Here is a 14,952-nt window from a genome sequence, read left to right on the forward strand (position 1 = left end):
GAAAGGTGATTTGTAGCAACTCAAGTTACTCTTTTCACATAAAAATTTTTTGATTTTCATAAGGAGGAAATCACGAATGGTAGTTAAAGTTGGTATTAACGGTTTCGGTCGTATCGGTCGTCTTGCTTTCCGTCGTATCCAAAACGTAGAAGGTGTTGAAGTTACTCGCATCAACGACCTTACAGATCCAGTAATGCTTGCACATCTGTTGAAATACGATACAACTCAAGGTCGTTTCGATGGTACTGTTGAAGTTAAAGAAGGTGGATTCGAAGTTAACGGTAAATTCGTTAAAGTTTCTGCTGAACGTGACCCAGAACAAATTGACTGGGCTACTGACGGTGTAGAAATCGTTCTTGAAGCAACTGGTTTCTTTGCTAAGAAAGATGCTGCTGAAAAACACCTTAAAGGTGGTGCTAAGAAAGTTGTTATTACTGCTCCTGGTGGAAATGACGTTAAAACAGTTGTATACAACACTAACCACGACGTTCTTGATGGTACTGAAACAGTTATCTCAGGTGCTTCATGTACTACAAACTGCTTGGCTCCAATGGCTAAAGCACTTCAAGACAACTTCGGTGTTGTTGAAGGATTGATGACTACTATCCACGCTTACACTGGTGACCAAATGATCCTTGACGGACCACACCGTGGTGGTGACCTTCGTCGTGCTCGCGCTGGTGCTGCAAACATCGTTCCTAACTCAACTGGTGCTGCTAAAGCTATCGGCTTGGTTATCCCAGAATTGAACGGTAAATTGGACGGATCTGCACAACGTGTTCCAACTCCAACTGGATCAGTTACTGAATTGGTTGCTGTTCTTGAAAAGAACGTAACAGTTGATGAAGTAAACGCAGCTATGAAAGCAGCAGCTAACGAATCATACGGTTACACAGAAGATCCAATCGTATCTTCAGATATCGTAGGTATGGCTTACGGTTCATTGTTCGACGCAACTCAAACTAAAGTTCTTGATGTTGACGGCAAACAATTGGTTAAAGTTGTATCATGGTACGACAACGAAATGTCATACACTGCACAACTTGTACGTACTCTTGAATACTTCGCGAAAATCGCTAAATAATTCAATAGTGAAAGAAAGAGGCTCAAATGAGCCTCTTTTTCTGTACCTTGCTTTGTGAGAATCATCAAAGACAGGGCTGTGGTATGTTGTACTTCTATTTTCCAAATTTTCAGTCATATAGAAAGTCATTTTTACCATATCTGTCCATTTTTCTAAATGCTTCAAGGAGCTATTTTGCGGTAAGAGAAGCTAAGCATACTTTTCTTAAAGAAAACTATACCAATTTCACGCTTGACAAAGTGAAAAACTGTGTGTATACTAGCTTTGTTGGAGTTTTTAGACTCCAAGAAGACTATACCAATTTTTAATAAGAAGGGCTGGTTTCTAAAATATAGGAAATCAGAAGTAACGTTATGTGTGGAATTGTCGGAGTTGTCGGAAATCGCAACGCAACAGATATTTTGATGCAGGGCTTGGAAAAGCTGGAATACCGTGGTTATGACTCAGCTGGAATTTTTGTAACAACAGGGAAAACTTCTAGTCTGGTCAAGTCTGTCGGTCGTATCGCTGACCTACATGCTAAACTTGGCATCGATTTTACTGGGACTACTGGTATCGGACATACTCGTTGGGCTACTCATGGGAAACCAAGTGAAAATAATGCCCATCCTCATACTTCACAGACTGGCCGTTTTGTCTTGGTTCACAACGGTGTGATTGAGAACTACCTTGATATTAAGAATACTTATCTAGCTGGTCATGACTTCAAGGGGCAGACAGATACAGAGATTGCAGTGCATCTGATTGGCAAATTTGCTGAAGAAGAAGGCTTGTCTCTTTTAGAAGCCTTTAAAAAAGCTCTCCACATTATACGTGGTTCTTATGCCTTTGCTTTGGTGGATTCAGAAGATGCAGATGTTATCTATGTTGCTAAAAATAAATCTCCGCTTTTAGTCGGACTGGGTGAGGGCTACAATATGGTCTGCTCAGATGCTATGGCCATGATTCGCGAGACAAGTCAGTTTATGGAAATTCATGATCAAGAGCTGGTTATTGTCCGTAAAGACAGTGTGGAAGTGCAGGATTATGACGGGCATACTCTGGAGCGTGAAAGCTATACAGCTGAGCTTGACTTGTCCGATATTGGTAAGGGAACTTATCCATACTATATGCTCAAGGAAATCGATGAGCAGCCAACTGTGATGCGTAAGCTAATCAGCGCTTATACAGATGATAAGGGGCAAGTATCAGTAGATGCAGATATTGTCAAAGCTGTTCAGGAAGCTGACCGTCTCTATATCCTTGCAGCTGGAACTTCTTACCATGCTGGCTATGCTTCTAAGCGTATGCTGGAAGAGCTGACAGATACACCTGTTGAGCTGGGCATTGCTTCTGAGTGGGGCTATGCTATGCCTCTCCTCAGCAAGAAGCCTCTCTTCATCTTTATCAGCCAATCTGGTGAGACAGCTGACAGCCGTCAGGTCTTAGTCAAGGCGAATCAGATGGGTATTCCAAGTTTGACCGTGACCAATGTTCCGGGTTCTACGCTTTCTCGGGAAGCCAATCATACCATGCTACTGCATGCAGGTCCTGAGATTGCGGTTGCTTCTACTAAGGCCTATACAGCTCAAATTGCAACCTTGGCTTTCTTGGCTAAAGCTGTTGGCGATGCCAATAATTCCGAGAAAGCGGCAGCCTTTGACTTGGTTCACGAGCTGTCCTTAGTTGCGCAGTCTATTGAGTCCACTTTGTCAGAGAAGGAGTTGATTGATAATAAGGTCCGTGGTCTTCTGGAAACAACTCGCAATGCTTTCTATATCGGCCGTGGTCAAGACTACTATGTGGCGATGGAAGCTAGCTTAAAACTCAAAGAAATTTCTTATATCCAGTGTGAAGGATTTGCTGCTGGTGAGCTCAAACACGGTACGATCTCTCTGATTGAAGACGGAACACCAGTTTTGGCTTTGCTTTCAGATGAAGTCTTGGCTAGCCATACTCGGGGCAATATTTCAGAAGTCGTAGCTCGGGGTGCCAAGGTGTTGACCATTGCTGAGGAGAATGTAGCCAAAGAAGGCGACGATATCGTGCTCAATCAGGTTCACCCATACCTGTCACCAATCTCTATGGTGGTACCGACACAGCTCATTGCTTACTTTGCAACCTTGCACCGTGGTCTGGATGTTGACAAACCGCGTAATCTGGCTAAGTCTGTCACTGTAGAATAAGCACAGAGGGCCATTGCCTATAAAAATTACCTATCTCATCCATAGAAAATATATATGGTACTTATCTAAAAAGGGTACGAAAAATAAGGTTATTCAGTAGAGTCTGAAAAGCCTTGAAAAAGCTAGCTTAGTCTAGCTTTTTTATTTTGCTTTGATAAATATTTTTAATCAGGCTGATAGGGAAAATATATTTCCCAGGAGAAAAAGAGGATGGTAAGATATATTACAAATTCAAAGAAGGAGGAAGTAATGGTCAGCAAGAAAGAATTAGTGCTGAGAGCTTTTCGGGGTGAAGAAGTTGACCGAGTGCCTGTTGGATTTTGGTTTCACTTTGTAAGCCAAGAGGAAAAGATGCTGGGCCTGGACAATCCAGTAATTTTCAATAAAAGTGTTGAGGGGCATGCTGCTTATGTTCGAGCTGCACGGCCAGACTTTGTCAAGATTATGAGCGATGGCTTCTTTAAGTATCCCAGCACGCTTTATTCGGATCATATTGAGTCCATTCAGGACTTGGCAGCTATCCAGTCTATCGGTGAGCATCATCCTTGGATTGAGCAGCAGATTGATATGGTGAAAGCTGTAAAGGCAAGCTATCCGGAGGACCTCGCTTCCTTCTACAATATTTTTGCGCCGGTCTCCTATCTCAAGCGCTGGTTCCGTCGGGAAGGGTCACGAGGAGATAGAGAAATAGCAGATTTTCTGGCAGAGGATCCTGAGCTGATAGGACATGTTTTAGATGTCATTGCCGGTGATATTGCTATTTTGACTAGGCGGATCATTGAGGAAGCGGGCATTGAGGGGATTTATCTCAGTACCCAGCAAGTCCAAGACGGCCGGGTAGATGCGGCCAGTTATCGTCGTTATATTGAGCCTAGTACGGTCAAGGTTCTGGAAGCGGCCAATGCGGCTGGCGGTCAGAATATTCTCCACATTTGCGGCTTTGAAGGAGCCAGCAATGATTTGGAACTGTTCAAGGACTATCCGGCTCAAGTCTTTAACTGGGCAACCCATCATGAGGGTGTCAGCTTAGCGGAAGGGCGCAAGCTCTTTGGCGGTCAGACTGTCCTGGGCGGCTTTGAAAATGGCAGAGCAGCTCTTCTAAATACAGGCAGTCGTGCAGAGTTAGAGGATGAGACCAAGCGACTGCTGGCTGCAGCTGGCAGACAGGGAGTGATTCTTGGGGCTGACTGCACAGTACCAGATGATTTCGAAGTAGAAAGACTGGACTGGATTCGTCAGGCAGCTAGTCAGTTCTGATAGATTTGCCAAAGCAATCAAAGAGTAATTTTCAACTCTTTCAAGGAGGAAGATAGATGAATCGGTATCAAAAAAGGCTTGCTGCTCTTGCTCTGATATTCTTGATAATAGGCACCTTTCTGAGCATCAGTCAGATTTATGCTCATCAGTCTTCAGACAAAAAAGAAGATGATTTGCAGGTGCTCAAGAGACTGCCTGAGCAGTCAACTGGCTTGATGCAGCCCAATGATATCGCTGCCCTGCTCTTGTCGGATTAGAATTTTTACTAAAAGGTTGACTTGGCTCATTAGCAAGCTAAAAACTAACCCATTGGCTAGATAGGGATAATAAAAAAGGAGAGAAGATGACTTCAAAAAGAGAATTAGTACTGAAGGCATTCAGAGGAGAGCCCGTTGACCGAGTGCCAGTTGGTTTCTGGCATCATTTTACCAGCGAGGATGAGTGGCTGGCTGGTTTTGGAAATCAAGCCATTATTGAGAAAAATCTGGCAGGCCATCAAGCTTTTCTGGCAGAAGTAGAGCCAGACTTCATCAAGCTGATGAGTGATGGTTATTTTGCTTATCCTAATGAACGCTTGAAAAAAGTCCAATCTATCAAAGAGTTGGCATATATTGAGCCACTAGGTGCTGACCACCCTTGGATTAGTGAGCAGGTGGAGCTGGTGCAGAAGATTAGGGTTGGCTTTACAGAGGACTTGATCGCTATTTACAATATTTTTGCGCCAGTGACCTACTTCAAATGGTTGGTCGGCAAGGTTGCCGGAGGAGATGATATCATTGCAGATTTCTTGGCAGAGGATGCAGTACTCACGAAGCGGGTGCTGGATGTGATTGCTCAAGATATTGCTGCTTTGACAGAGCGAATTATCAAGGAAGCTGGTGCGGATGGAATCTACCTCAGCGTTCAGAGCATTCAGGATGCGCGGGTGTCGGCTGAAGACTATAAGACTTTTATTGCTCCTAGTGAATTGGCAGTGCTGGAAGCAGCCAACGCGGCTGGTGGAGTGAATATCTTGCACATTTGCGGTTACGAAGGCGCGCGAAACGATGTTCATCTTTTTACTGACTATCCAGCTCAGGTCATCAACTGGGCAGTGGGGCCAGAAGGCATCAGCCTAGCGGAGGGCCGGAAATTGTTTGGCGGTCGCACTGTTCTCGGTGGTTTTGAAAACGGCAAGAATGGCCTGCTCTACACGGGCAGCCAAGTGGCTATTCAAGACGAGACCAAGCGGCTGATAGCAGAGGCTGGCAAGGAAGCTTTGATTATCGGGGCTGACTGTACTATTCCAAGCGATATTAAGGCAGAGCGGATTCAGTGGGTTCGCCAAGCAGCAAGCTTAACATAAGAAGGAGACGAAAGAATGAGCAAGAAAAAATGGATTATTGGTGGAGCGGCAGTGATTGCTATTGTAGCAGCGACTTATTTGGGGCGGACCTTGACAGGTGCTTCATCTAGCAAGACGAGCAGCTCTGCATCTGGCAGTGGCAAGGTCACGACTTTGAAAGTGGCACATACACAGAACTATGTTCCTTATGATTTTGTGGATGAAAAGGGAGAATCAGATGGCTATGAAGTTGCTGTTCTCAAGGCTATTGATGAGAAGCTGCCTGACTATCAGTTTGAATATACCGGTACTAGTGATGAGGATCTCTTAGTCGGTCTGGAATCTGGGAAATATGATATTGGAACCAAGGGAGCATGGTACACCGAAGAGCGGGCGAAGAAGTTCATCATTCCAAAAAGCCCAATCGGGGCTAGCATTATCGGTTTCACTATCCGCAAGGAAGATGCAGAAAAATACAAGACCATTGATGATTTTGCCAAGGAAAAGGGTAAGCTGGTACCGATTTCTCCGCAGAATGCTCAATGGGCCGTTATCGAAGAGTATAATCAGAAGCATAGCGGTGCTCCTATTGATTTGACTGCAGCAGAGTCCTTCAAGGTAGCTGATGCTTATGCTTGGGTTCTGGAAGGGCGCTACGATGCTTTCTTTGACATCAAGCTGTCTTTTGAAAAAGCTGTGAAAGACAAGGAAGGTTCTTACCATCAGTATGCGGATCAACTGACTTGGTTCCCTTACAAGGGGATTCCGACCTATCCCCTGCTTCATAAAAACGAAAAAAATGAAGAATTTGCTAAGGCATATGAGAAGGCAATTAAGGAACTGGAAAAAGACGGAACCTTGGCTAAACTATCGGAGAAGTATTTCGGAGAAGATGTCTTCTCTTATGTGGACAAGAATTAGTGGCTGCTGTCTGCTGATTATGGGAAATCAAAGGCTGACTGATAAGCTATCTGAATACAGAGCTGGTGGCTTCTAAGCTGACCTTGATGCTGCTTGAAGGAATTTTCAAAGAGAGAGCAAGGCTGCTCCAATCTGAAAGTGCCCGTCCAAGAGAAGCTTATTCTATCTAATCACTGTCGAAGGAGAAGAAATTATGGTCTCGTATGACTTATCCCGTGTCTTTGGCCTGCTGCCTAGTCTGCTGCAGGCTCTGCCGACCACTTTATGGATTATGTTTGTGACAGCATTGATTGGCTCCTTGCTGGGTGGTCTGTTGGCTTGGGCTCAGATTGCTGAGGAGCAGTCTTTTGCTGGCTTGGCTAGAGGATATATATTTATTCTTAGATGTACACCGCCTATTGTCTTACTTTTCTTGGTTTTTTATGGTATTCCAGAGTTTTTAGAATGGTGGCTGGGGCTGGATATCAATAATTGGTCGCGGACTGTGTTTGTCATCATCACCATGATTCTTCTCTTTGCGGCTATGATTGCGGAAGTCTTCAAGGCAGCTTATCTTGCTGTTCCCAAGGGACAGACTGAGGCAGGTCTCAGTATTGGCTTGACACCGGTGCAGACTTTTCTGCGCATCGTCCTGCCACAGGCTTTTCGCATCGCCCTGCCCAATCTCACGACTGCCCTTCTTAATCTCATGCGGGATGCTGCGCTGGCTTATACGATTGGGGCAGTTGATGTCATGGGAGCAGGGCAAAATCTCATCAGCCGTAATCTGGGCAATTATTCCCTCGAAACCTATACAGCGGTGGCCTTGATTTACTGGGGGATTGCCCTAGTGGTTTCACTGGCTTCCCAGCTTCTGGAAAAAAGTCTGACAGTCAAGGAGAGGTAAAGCATGGATTTGAATTATATTGTAAATACCTTTCTGGTAACGTTGAAAGGCATACCTGTAACCTTAATCATTATGGCGGTGGCTATTCTGCTCAGCTTTATTCCGGCTCTGCTTCTAGCTCTGGGACAGATTTATAAAGTTCGGGGTGTTCGGACTTTTTCGGTGGTTTATCTGGCCTTCATTCGGGCAACGCCTCCTATTTTGCTCATTCTCTTTTGCTACAGTCTTTTTCCTAGCTTACTGAATCAAATTTTCAAAAGTCTGGGTAGTCAGGTAGACGTCTTTAAGTTCAATCCGCTTTACTATGCTTTCATCATCTATAGCCTGATGACGACAGGTAGTTTGTCGGAAATACTGCGCTCTGCCATTTTGACAGTGGATAAAGGGCAGTTGGAGGCGGCTCAAGCGATTGGTTTAAGGAATTTTCAAGCCTATCGGAGAATTGTTTTTCCTCAGGCTCTGCGCTCTGCCCTGCCCAATCTGGCCAATCTGGTTATCAATCTAGTCAAGGGAACCTCGCTGGTATTTGTCATGACAGTCAAGGATATCACTGCCTTGGCTAAAATAGAGGCCTCCCATTCTTACCAGTATTCAGAGTCTTATCTGGTGATTTTTGTTATTTATCTCATTATTTGCGGCTTGATTCAGTGGATTTTTAGGGGCTTGGAAAAGCGCTACGCTCTTGCTTAGGAAGGAAAGATTATGTTAGAAGTAAAACATATCTCCAAACGATTTGGAGAGCACCAGGTGCTGGCAGATGTCAGTCTAAAGGTCAATCAAGGTGACGTTGTGGTTATTCTGGGACCCTCGGGCTCTGGGAAAACAACATTTCTGCGCTGTCTGAATCACTTAGAAAAAGCGGATAGCGGCCAGCTGACTTTGTCTGGCAAGGACTATGATTTGGCTAAACTCAGCAAAAAAGAGATTTTGGAAATTCGTAGAAAGACGGCCTTTGTCTTCCAGCATTATAATCTCTTTGCCAATAAAACAGCCCTTGAAAATATCTTAGAGGGCTTAGTAATCGCTCGTAAGATACCGAGGGAAGAAGCGATTGAGATTGCGGAAGAGTCCTTGAAGCGCGTGGGCCTTTTGGCCTACAAGGACTATTATCCTTCGCAGCTATCAGGCGGTCAGCAGCAGCGGATTGGAATTGCCCGTGCCATTGCTGTTAAGCCAGATGTCATTCTGCTGGATGAACCAACTTCGGCTCTAGATCCGGAACTGGTCGGCGAAGTTCTTAGTGTCATGAAGCAGCTAGCTCAGGAGGGAGTGACCATGGTCGTTGTGACCCACGAGATGAGCTTTGCCCGTGATGTGGCCAACCATGTCATCTTTATGGACGGAGGTCACATTGTCGAAGAAAATCCTCCTCAGGAATTCTTCTCTAGCCCGAAGGAAGAGCGGACCAAACAGTTTTTGTCCCGCATTTTGTCGGACGCCAGCTATAGTGTAGAATATATGATTTAAAATCTGGATTATGTCCAGATTTTTATTTTTGATAGAACGCTGTTATCCTTTGGCTCAATAATGAAAAAGATAGACAAAAAACTAGACCGAGATAGGCTTATCTTGGTCTAGTTTGTGTTTAAAGAAAGTTGCTTACCAGAGGATTTCGCACTGGCTGCCGACAGCGTTTTGGAAGGATTCAACTGGTGCCTGGTCGGTGATAATGCAATCCAGGCTAGAATAGTTGGAAAGTTTGAAATAATGACTAGTGTTAAACTTAGAGTGGTCGGCCAATAGAATTGCCTTGTCACTATTAGCGATCATTTCGCGCTTGATATGTGCCTGATTGTGATTGGCTTCGTAGGCAGCGTAGCGATCCAATCCGCGGCAGCTAAAGAAGAGCAAGTCTGCATGGAAATTATTGATGAAGTTGGCAGCAAAATCGCCCAGCGCAGAATTGGTTCCGCAGCCAATGTGTCCGCCTGATAAAAAGAGGGTGACATTTTCAAAGTTATTTAGCTGGCGGGCTGCTTCAATACCATTGGTTATGACACGTAGGTTCTGGAAAGGTGCCAAATGCGGAATGAGCATAGCTGCAGTCGTAGAGCTATCAATGAAGATAGATTGGTTATGAGTGATAAAAGTTGAAGCAATTTCAGCAATTTGCTGCTTGCTTTTTTCTTCTTCACGGGCGCGAGCAGAATACACATATTCTACGTTGTTGGCCGTAATCAGCATGACTTCACCATGAGAGCGGATGATTTTCCCCTCTTTTTCTAGCTCAATCAAGTCCCGTCGAAGCGTTGATGTAGAACAGTACAAAAGTTCTTCAAGTTGGGCGGTTGCAATAATCTTTCGCTTGCTGAGAATGTCTATAATTCGACTCATTCGTTCCAAAGAAACCATAGTGACCTCCACCGATGAACAAAGCTGAACATTTATGGTCACATTATAACACATTAAACGAAAAAAAATCAATATAGTAACCATTAGATTGAACGATTATGAACAGTTTTGGATATATTGTTATATAAAAGTTGGCTATTTATCAATTAGAGGTATAGGTATTGAATGCGCTTACAAAAAAGATTATGATGAATCCAGAAAGGAGTGAGATTATGGATCATCAAGAAGAAATAATCCGCGAACAAATATGTGATGTATGCCACAAGATGTGGCAATTAGGCTGGGTAGCCGCTAATGACGGCAATGTCTCAGTCCGTCTAGACCAAGATACCATTATTGCAACACCAACAGGTATCAGTAAGAGCTTTATCACGCCTGAAAAACTCGTCAAGCTCAATCTAAAAGGGGAGATTATCGAGGCTCAGGACGGCTATCGTCCATCCAGTGAAATCAAGATGCACATTCGCTGCTATGAAGAACGGGAGGATGTGAATGCTGTTGTCCACGCGCATCCGCCAATTGCGACTGGCTTTGCGCTGGCTCATATTCCGCTTGATACCTATTCCTTGATCGAAAGTGCCATTGTAGTAGGAGCAATTCCTATCACTCCCTTTGGTGTGCCATCTACTATGGAAGTGCCAGATGCTATCACTCCGTACTTGCCAGAACATGATGTCATGTTACTTGAAAATCATGGTGCCTTGACAGTAGGAAGCGATGTGATTACAGCTTACTATCGGATGGAAACCTTGGAGCTGGTTGCTAAGACTACCTTCCATGGACGCATGTTGCTTTCCACTAAGGGAGTTGAGGAGGAAGAGATTTCTCGTCCAACCTTGGAACGCTTGTTTGCAATGCGGGCCAATTATAAAGTCACAGGCCGTCACCCTGGTTATCGTAAATATAATGGTGACGGAAGCATCAAAGAATAAGAAACATTGGAGGAAATGATTATGACTCAACATCCACGTATTGGAATTCGTCCAACCATTGACGGACGTCGCCAAGGTGTTCGGGAATCACTAGAAGTACAAACCATGAATATGGCTAAAAGTGTGGCTGACTTGATTAGCTCAACTCTGAAATATCCCGACGGTCAGCCTGTTGAATGTGTTATTTCGCCATCTACCATCGGACGTGTGCCTGAGGCAGCCGCATCACATGAATTATTCAAAAAATCAAATGTCTGCGCGACTATCACAGTGACACCCTGCTGGTGCTATGGTAGTGAAACCATGGATATGTCGCCAGATATTCCGCATGCTATCTGGGGCTTCAATGGCACTGAACGGCCAGGAGCTGTTTATCTCGCTGCAGTACTGGCTTCACATGCGCAAAAAGGAATTCCAGCTTTTGGTATTTATGGCAGGGATGTCCAGGAAGCTAGCGACACTGAAATTCCAGAAGATGTAAAAGAAAAAATTCTCCGTTATAGTCGGGCCGCTTTGGCAACAGGACTGATGCGTGACACAGCTTACTTGTCCATGGGCAGCGTCTCCATGGGAATTGGTGGCTCCATTGTCAACCCAGACTTCTTCCAAGAATACCTGGGCATGCGCAATGAATCAGTTGATATGACGGAGTTTACTCGTCGGATTGACCGAGGCATTTATGACCACGAAGAATTTGAACGGGCCATGGTCTGGGTCAAAGAGCACATCAAAGAGGGTGTGGATCGCAACCGCGAAGACTTGGTTCTTTCTCCAGAAGAAAAAGCAAAACAATGGGAATTTGTAGTCAAGATGTTCATGATTGGCCGAGACCTTATGCAAGGCAATCCTCGCTTGGCTGAGCTTGGCTTTGAGGAAGAAGCTGTTGGACATCATGCCTTAGTTGCTGGCTTCCAAGGTCAGCGTCAATGGACTGACCACTTCCCGAACGGGGACTTCATGGAAACCTTCCTCAATACTCAGTTTGATTGGAATGGTATCCGTAAGCCTTATGTCTTTGCAACAGAAAATGACTCGCTCAACGGTGTGTCCATGCTCTTTAACTATCTCTTGACAAATACACCGCAAATCTTCGCAGATGTCCGGACTTATTGGAGTCCAGAAGCGGTAGAACGTGTGACAGGACACAAGTTAGAAGGCCAGGCAGCTGATGGCTTCTTGCACTTGATTAACTCTGGTTCTTGTACTCTGGATGGAACGGGGCAAGCCAGTCGAGATGGCAAGCCAGTCATCAAGCCATTCTGGGAATTGGAACAGAGCGAAGTAGATGCGATGCTTGAAAATACAGACTTCCCACCAGCCAATCGCGAATACTTCCGTGGGGGCGGTTTCTCTACTCGCTTCTTGACCAAGGGCGATATGCCTGTGACCATGGTACGTTTGAACATCCTTAAAGGTGTAGGTCCGGTCTTACAAATCGCTGAAGGTTATACTTTGGAATTGCCAGAGGAAGTGCATCATACCTTGGATAATCGAACAGATCCGGGCTGGCCAACCACTTGGTTTGCACCGCGTTTGACAGGAAAAGGCGCCTTCAAGTCTGTCTATGATGTTATGAACAACTGGGGAGCAAACCACGGTGCTATCACCTATGGCCATATCGGAGCGGATTTGATTACGTTGGCTTCCATGCTGCGTATCCCAGTCAATATGCACAATGTGCCAGAGGAAGACATCTTCCGTCCCAAGAACTGGTCACTGTTTGGCACAGAAGATTTGGAATCAGCCGACTACCGTGCTTGCCAATTATTAGGGCCAATTCATAAATAAAGATTTTGGGTGGGCGTGCCTCTTTCTGGGCACGCAGCCTACCCAATAGAAAGAGAGTAGCTTAGATGACCAAGACAATTATTCTAGCCTGTGTAGGTGGCTTAACAACCAGCATGTTGGTAGAGAGAATCAATGAAGTTATTCATCGTGACCAATTAGATTATTCCTTTTATTCCATTGGGATTACCGGCATGAATAACTTGAAGAATATTGATGTCTTATTGCTCAGCCCGCAATTAGCCTATTTAGAAGAAAAGGCTAAAGCAAGCCTGCAGGTGCCAGTCGCAGTCATTAGTGATGAAGATTTCGAGTTGATGAGAGGCGAAGAAGTGCTTCGTCAGGCTGAAGTATTGATGGACTAGGCCTATGGCAGGACAAGACAAAAGCTCAAGCCAAGAGCTGATGCGACTGATTGTCAAGAGTAGTAAAGTGACTGCGCAAGTCATGCAGAGTTTGGAGTTGGCTCAGTCAGGTCAGAAGGAGGAAGCAAATGCTGAGTTGGAACAAGCGAGAAAACTCAGCGTGGAGGCTCACAACTTACAGACCAGCCTTATCCAGTCTGAACTGAGTGGTCAAGCCAATCCTCCAAGTCTGCTGGCGGTCCATGCTCAGGACCATTTTATGAATAGCCATTTATTACTCGAATTGGCTGCCGTATTTCTCAATCAAATAGAAGAAATTGAAGATTTAAAAGCAAGAATTGCAAAACTGGAACAGGTAGGTGAGTAGCATGGATCATCCTGTCATATTAGAAATGAAGGGCATTGTTAAAAGTTTCGGTCCAGTCCGAGCCTTAAAAGGAGTCAATTTTGACTTGCGGGCTGGTGAAGTGCATGCTCTAATGGGTGAAAATGGGGCTGGTAAATCCACTTTGATGAAGGTCTTGACTGGTATCTATGGAGCAAATGAGGGTACCATTCATTACAATCAAGAAGAGGTGGTCTATTCCAAGCCCAAGGAAGCAATGGATGCTGGGATTGTTATCGTTCATCAAGAATTGAATATGATGAACCATCTAACAGTGGCTCAAAATATCTTTATTGGACGGGAAGAAGTTCAAGGCAGCTTCTTCATTAACGATGCATCCAGTATTAAGAAAGCAAAAGAACTCTTTAGTCTCTTAAAACTAGACATCAACCCAACTGAAAAAGTAGGAAATCTGACAGTTGGGAAACAACAAATGGTCGAAATTGCCAAGGCCCTCTCAATGGATGCCAAGGTGATTGTCTTTGACGAACCGACTGCAGCTCTGACTGAATCGGAAATCAATGAGCTCTTTGTCATCATTGACGACCTGCGTGCAAAAGGTGTCGGTATTATCTACATTTCTCACCGGATGGATGAGATTGCCCGAATCACAGACCGCGTGACTGTTATGCGGGACGGTGAGTATGTAGGCACGGTCAATACCAAAGATACCACCAAAGATGAAATCATCTCGATGATGGTTGGACGGACGATTTATGAAGATCCTAAGGCTGCGTCAACAGTAGCAGAAGATGCTCCTGTGGTGCTAGAGGTGAAAAACCTCTGTGCAGGAACGGCCGTTAAAGATGTGAGTTTCAAACTCCATAAGGGCGAAATTCTAGGTTTCTCAGGATTGATGGGAGCCGGTCGGACAGAAGTTGCCCGTTTGCTGTTTGGTGCAGACAAAAAAGAAAGCGGTTCCATTGTTATAAATGGGAAAGAAGTAAGCATCAATTATCCCCAAGATGCCATTCGGGAAGGGATTGGTTACTTATCTGAAGACCGCAAGCGCTTTGGCTGTATCGTGGACATGACCATTGCCAACAATACGGTTATAACCAATCTTGATAAGTATATCAAGGCTGGCTTGATTGATGATGGTGCTATTGTCAAGGCAAGTGATCAGTTTGTTCAATCTTTACATACCAAGACACCGTCATCCAAACAGCTGGTCCGCAATCTTTCGGGAGGGAACCAGCAGAAAGTAGTCATTGCCAAATGGCTGGAACAAAATAGTGATATTTTAATCTTTGATGAGCCGACACGAGGAATTGATGTCGGTGCCAAAAGTGAAATATACACACTGATGAATGATCTGGTTGCGCAAGGCAAATCCATTATCATGATTTCGTCAGAACTGACGGAAATCTTACGGATGAGCGATCGAATCGTAGTCATGTGTGAAGGTAGAAAAACGGGTGAGCTGGATATTAGCCAAGCAACACAAGAGAGAATCTTGGCGCTAGCGACTGACCGTTAAAAGTGAAAACAGAGGT

The 14,952-nt window shown here is 44.7% G+C and carries 15 protein-coding genes; 14 read left to right on the forward strand and 1 reads right to left on the reverse strand.

All coding sequences use genetic code 11. The annotated features are described in order from the left end of the window. Nucleotides 1-76 precede the first annotated feature (76 nt). The 9 genes from gap (at nucleotide 77) to D8877_RS03740 (ending at nucleotide 9,104) form a co-directional block, all read left to right on the forward strand. Nucleotides 77-1,084, forward strand: a complete 1,008-nt coding sequence (gap, locus tag D8877_RS03700; RefSeq protein ID WP_002908655.1) for a type I glyceraldehyde-3-phosphate dehydrogenase — start codon at nucleotides 77-79, stop codon at nucleotides 1,082-1,084. Between the two features lie 353 nt (nucleotides 1,085-1,437). Beyond that, nucleotides 1,438-3,249 carry a glutamine--fructose-6-phosphate transaminase (isomerizing) gene (gene glmS, locus D8877_RS03705; RefSeq protein ID WP_125340318.1) on the forward strand — a complete coding sequence of 604 codons (1,812 nt, stop codon included), beginning with the start codon at nucleotides 1,438-1,440 and terminating at the stop codon, nucleotides 3,247-3,249. A 210-nt stretch (nucleotides 3,250-3,459) separates the two neighbouring features. After that, nucleotides 3,460-4,506 (forward strand): uroporphyrinogen decarboxylase family protein, encoded by a 1,047-nt coding sequence (locus D8877_RS03710; RefSeq protein ID WP_125340319.1) that lies wholly within the window; start codon nucleotides 3,460-3,462, stop codon nucleotides 4,504-4,506. A gap of 56 nt (nucleotides 4,507-4,562) precedes the next feature. Beyond that, nucleotides 4,563-4,763: a hypothetical protein gene (locus tag D8877_RS03715; RefSeq protein ID WP_125340320.1), complete on the forward strand. Its 201-nt coding sequence runs from the start codon at nucleotides 4,563-4,565 to the stop codon at nucleotides 4,761-4,763. 86 nt (nucleotides 4,764-4,849) lie between these two features. After that, a complete protein-coding gene (locus D8877_RS03720; RefSeq protein ID WP_125340321.1) occupies nucleotides 4,850-5,851 on the forward strand; it encodes a uroporphyrinogen decarboxylase family protein in 1,002 nt (333 codons plus the stop codon). Nucleotides 5,852-5,866: 15 nt separating this feature from the next. After that, nucleotides 5,867-6,751 (forward strand): transporter substrate-binding domain-containing protein, encoded by an 885-nt coding sequence (locus D8877_RS03725; protein ID WP_125340322.1) that lies wholly within the window; start codon nucleotides 5,867-5,869, stop codon nucleotides 6,749-6,751. A 193-nt stretch (nucleotides 6,752-6,944) separates the two neighbouring features. Further along, a complete protein-coding gene (locus tag D8877_RS03730) occupies nucleotides 6,945-7,637 on the forward strand; it encodes an amino acid ABC transporter permease (RefSeq protein ID WP_002916549.1) in 693 nt (230 codons plus the stop codon). Nucleotides 7,638-7,640: 3 nt separating this feature from the next. Continuing rightward, nucleotides 7,641-8,327: an amino acid ABC transporter permease gene (locus D8877_RS03735; RefSeq protein ID WP_125340323.1), complete on the forward strand. Its 687-nt coding sequence runs from the start codon at nucleotides 7,641-7,643 to the stop codon at nucleotides 8,325-8,327. Between the two features lie 12 nt (nucleotides 8,328-8,339). Then, nucleotides 8,340-9,104 (forward strand): amino acid ABC transporter ATP-binding protein, encoded by a 765-nt coding sequence (locus tag D8877_RS03740; protein WP_125340324.1) that lies wholly within the window; start codon nucleotides 8,340-8,342, stop codon nucleotides 9,102-9,104. Between the two features lie 132 nt (nucleotides 9,105-9,236). On the opposite strand, the gene D8877_RS03745 is transcribed toward D8877_RS03740, so the two are convergent. After that, complete coding sequence (locus tag D8877_RS03745) at nucleotides 9,237-9,989, reverse strand: DeoR/GlpR family DNA-binding transcription regulator (RefSeq protein WP_125340325.1); 753 nt, start codon at nucleotides 9,987-9,989, stop codon at nucleotides 9,237-9,239. A 212-nt stretch (nucleotides 9,990-10,201) separates the two neighbouring features. Here D8877_RS03745 and D8877_RS03750 point away from each other — a divergent pair, with 212 nt between their 5' ends. The 5 genes from D8877_RS03750 (at nucleotide 10,202) to D8877_RS03770 (ending at nucleotide 14,936) form a co-directional block, all read left to right on the forward strand. Continuing rightward, nucleotides 10,202-10,921, forward strand: a complete 720-nt coding sequence (locus tag D8877_RS03750; protein ID WP_032906171.1) for a class II aldolase/adducin family protein — start codon at nucleotides 10,202-10,204, stop codon at nucleotides 10,919-10,921. Between the two features lie 21 nt (nucleotides 10,922-10,942). Then, the gene (locus tag D8877_RS03755) at nucleotides 10,943-12,709 is read left to right on the forward strand and encodes an L-fucose isomerase (RefSeq protein WP_125340326.1); all 1,767 of its coding nucleotides are present in this window, start codon (nucleotides 10,943-10,945) and stop codon (nucleotides 12,707-12,709) included. 65 nt (nucleotides 12,710-12,774) lie between these two features. Next, complete coding sequence (locus D8877_RS03760) at nucleotides 12,775-13,071, forward strand: PTS sugar transporter subunit IIB (RefSeq protein ID WP_002916544.1); 297 nt, start codon at nucleotides 12,775-12,777, stop codon at nucleotides 13,069-13,071. 4 nt (nucleotides 13,072-13,075) lie between these two features. Then, nucleotides 13,076-13,438, forward strand: coding sequence for a PTS lactose/cellobiose transporter subunit IIA (locus D8877_RS03765; RefSeq protein ID WP_111675256.1), 363 nt, complete (start codon nucleotides 13,076-13,078; stop codon nucleotides 13,436-13,438). A gap of 1 nt (nucleotide 13,439) precedes the next feature. Next, a complete protein-coding gene (locus D8877_RS03770; protein WP_125340327.1) occupies nucleotides 13,440-14,936 on the forward strand; it encodes a sugar ABC transporter ATP-binding protein in 1,497 nt (498 codons plus the stop codon). Nucleotides 14,937-14,952 lie beyond the last annotated feature (16 nt).

Source organism: Streptococcus sanguinis, from assembly GCF_003943735.1.
Taxonomy (GTDB): Bacteria; Bacillota; Bacilli; order Lactobacillales; family Streptococcaceae; genus Streptococcus; species Streptococcus sanguinis_E.

What these genes read in the sequence shown, in the direction of transcription:
- D8877_RS03720 (WP_125340321.1), top strand. Translation starts at nt 4,850, where the DNA reads ATGACTTCAAAAAGAGAATTAGTACTGAAGGCATTCAGAGGAGAGCCC.
- gap (WP_002908655.1), top strand. Translation starts at nt 77, where the DNA reads ATGGTAGTTAAAGTTGGTATTAACGGTTTCGGTCGTATCGGTCGTCTT.
- D8877_RS03760 (WP_002916544.1), top strand. Translation starts at nt 12,775, where the DNA reads ATGACCAAGACAATTATTCTAGCCTGTGTAGGTGGCTTAACAACCAGC.
- D8877_RS03765 (WP_111675256.1), top strand. Translation starts at nt 13,076, where the DNA reads ATGGCAGGACAAGACAAAAGCTCAAGCCAAGAGCTGATGCGACTGATT.
- D8877_RS03740 (WP_125340324.1), top strand. Translation starts at nt 8,340, where the DNA reads ATGTTAGAAGTAAAACATATCTCCAAACGATTTGGAGAGCACCAGGTG.
- D8877_RS03770 (WP_125340327.1), top strand. Translation starts at nt 13,440, where the DNA reads ATGGATCATCCTGTCATATTAGAAATGAAGGGCATTGTTAAAAGTTTC.
- D8877_RS03710 (WP_125340319.1), top strand. Translation starts at nt 3,460, where the DNA reads ATGGTAAGATATATTACAAATTCAAAGAAGGAGGAAGTAATGGTCAGC.
- D8877_RS03735 (WP_125340323.1), top strand. Translation starts at nt 7,641, where the DNA reads ATGGATTTGAATTATATTGTAAATACCTTTCTGGTAACGTTGAAAGGC.
- D8877_RS03745 (WP_125340325.1), bottom strand. Translation starts at nt 9,989, where the DNA reads ATGGTTTCTTTGGAACGAATGAGTCGAATTATAGACATTCTCAGCAAG.
- glmS (WP_125340318.1), top strand. Translation starts at nt 1,438, where the DNA reads ATGTGTGGAATTGTCGGAGTTGTCGGAAATCGCAACGCAACAGATATT.
- D8877_RS03715 (WP_125340320.1), top strand. Translation starts at nt 4,563, where the DNA reads ATGAATCGGTATCAAAAAAGGCTTGCTGCTCTTGCTCTGATATTCTTG.
- D8877_RS03730 (WP_002916549.1), top strand. Translation starts at nt 6,945, where the DNA reads ATGGTCTCGTATGACTTATCCCGTGTCTTTGGCCTGCTGCCTAGTCTG.
- D8877_RS03750 (WP_032906171.1), top strand. Translation starts at nt 10,202, where the DNA reads ATGGATCATCAAGAAGAAATAATCCGCGAACAAATATGTGATGTATGC.
- D8877_RS03755 (WP_125340326.1), top strand. Translation starts at nt 10,943, where the DNA reads ATGACTCAACATCCACGTATTGGAATTCGTCCAACCATTGACGGACGT.
- D8877_RS03725 (WP_125340322.1), top strand. Translation starts at nt 5,867, where the DNA reads ATGAGCAAGAAAAAATGGATTATTGGTGGAGCGGCAGTGATTGCTATT.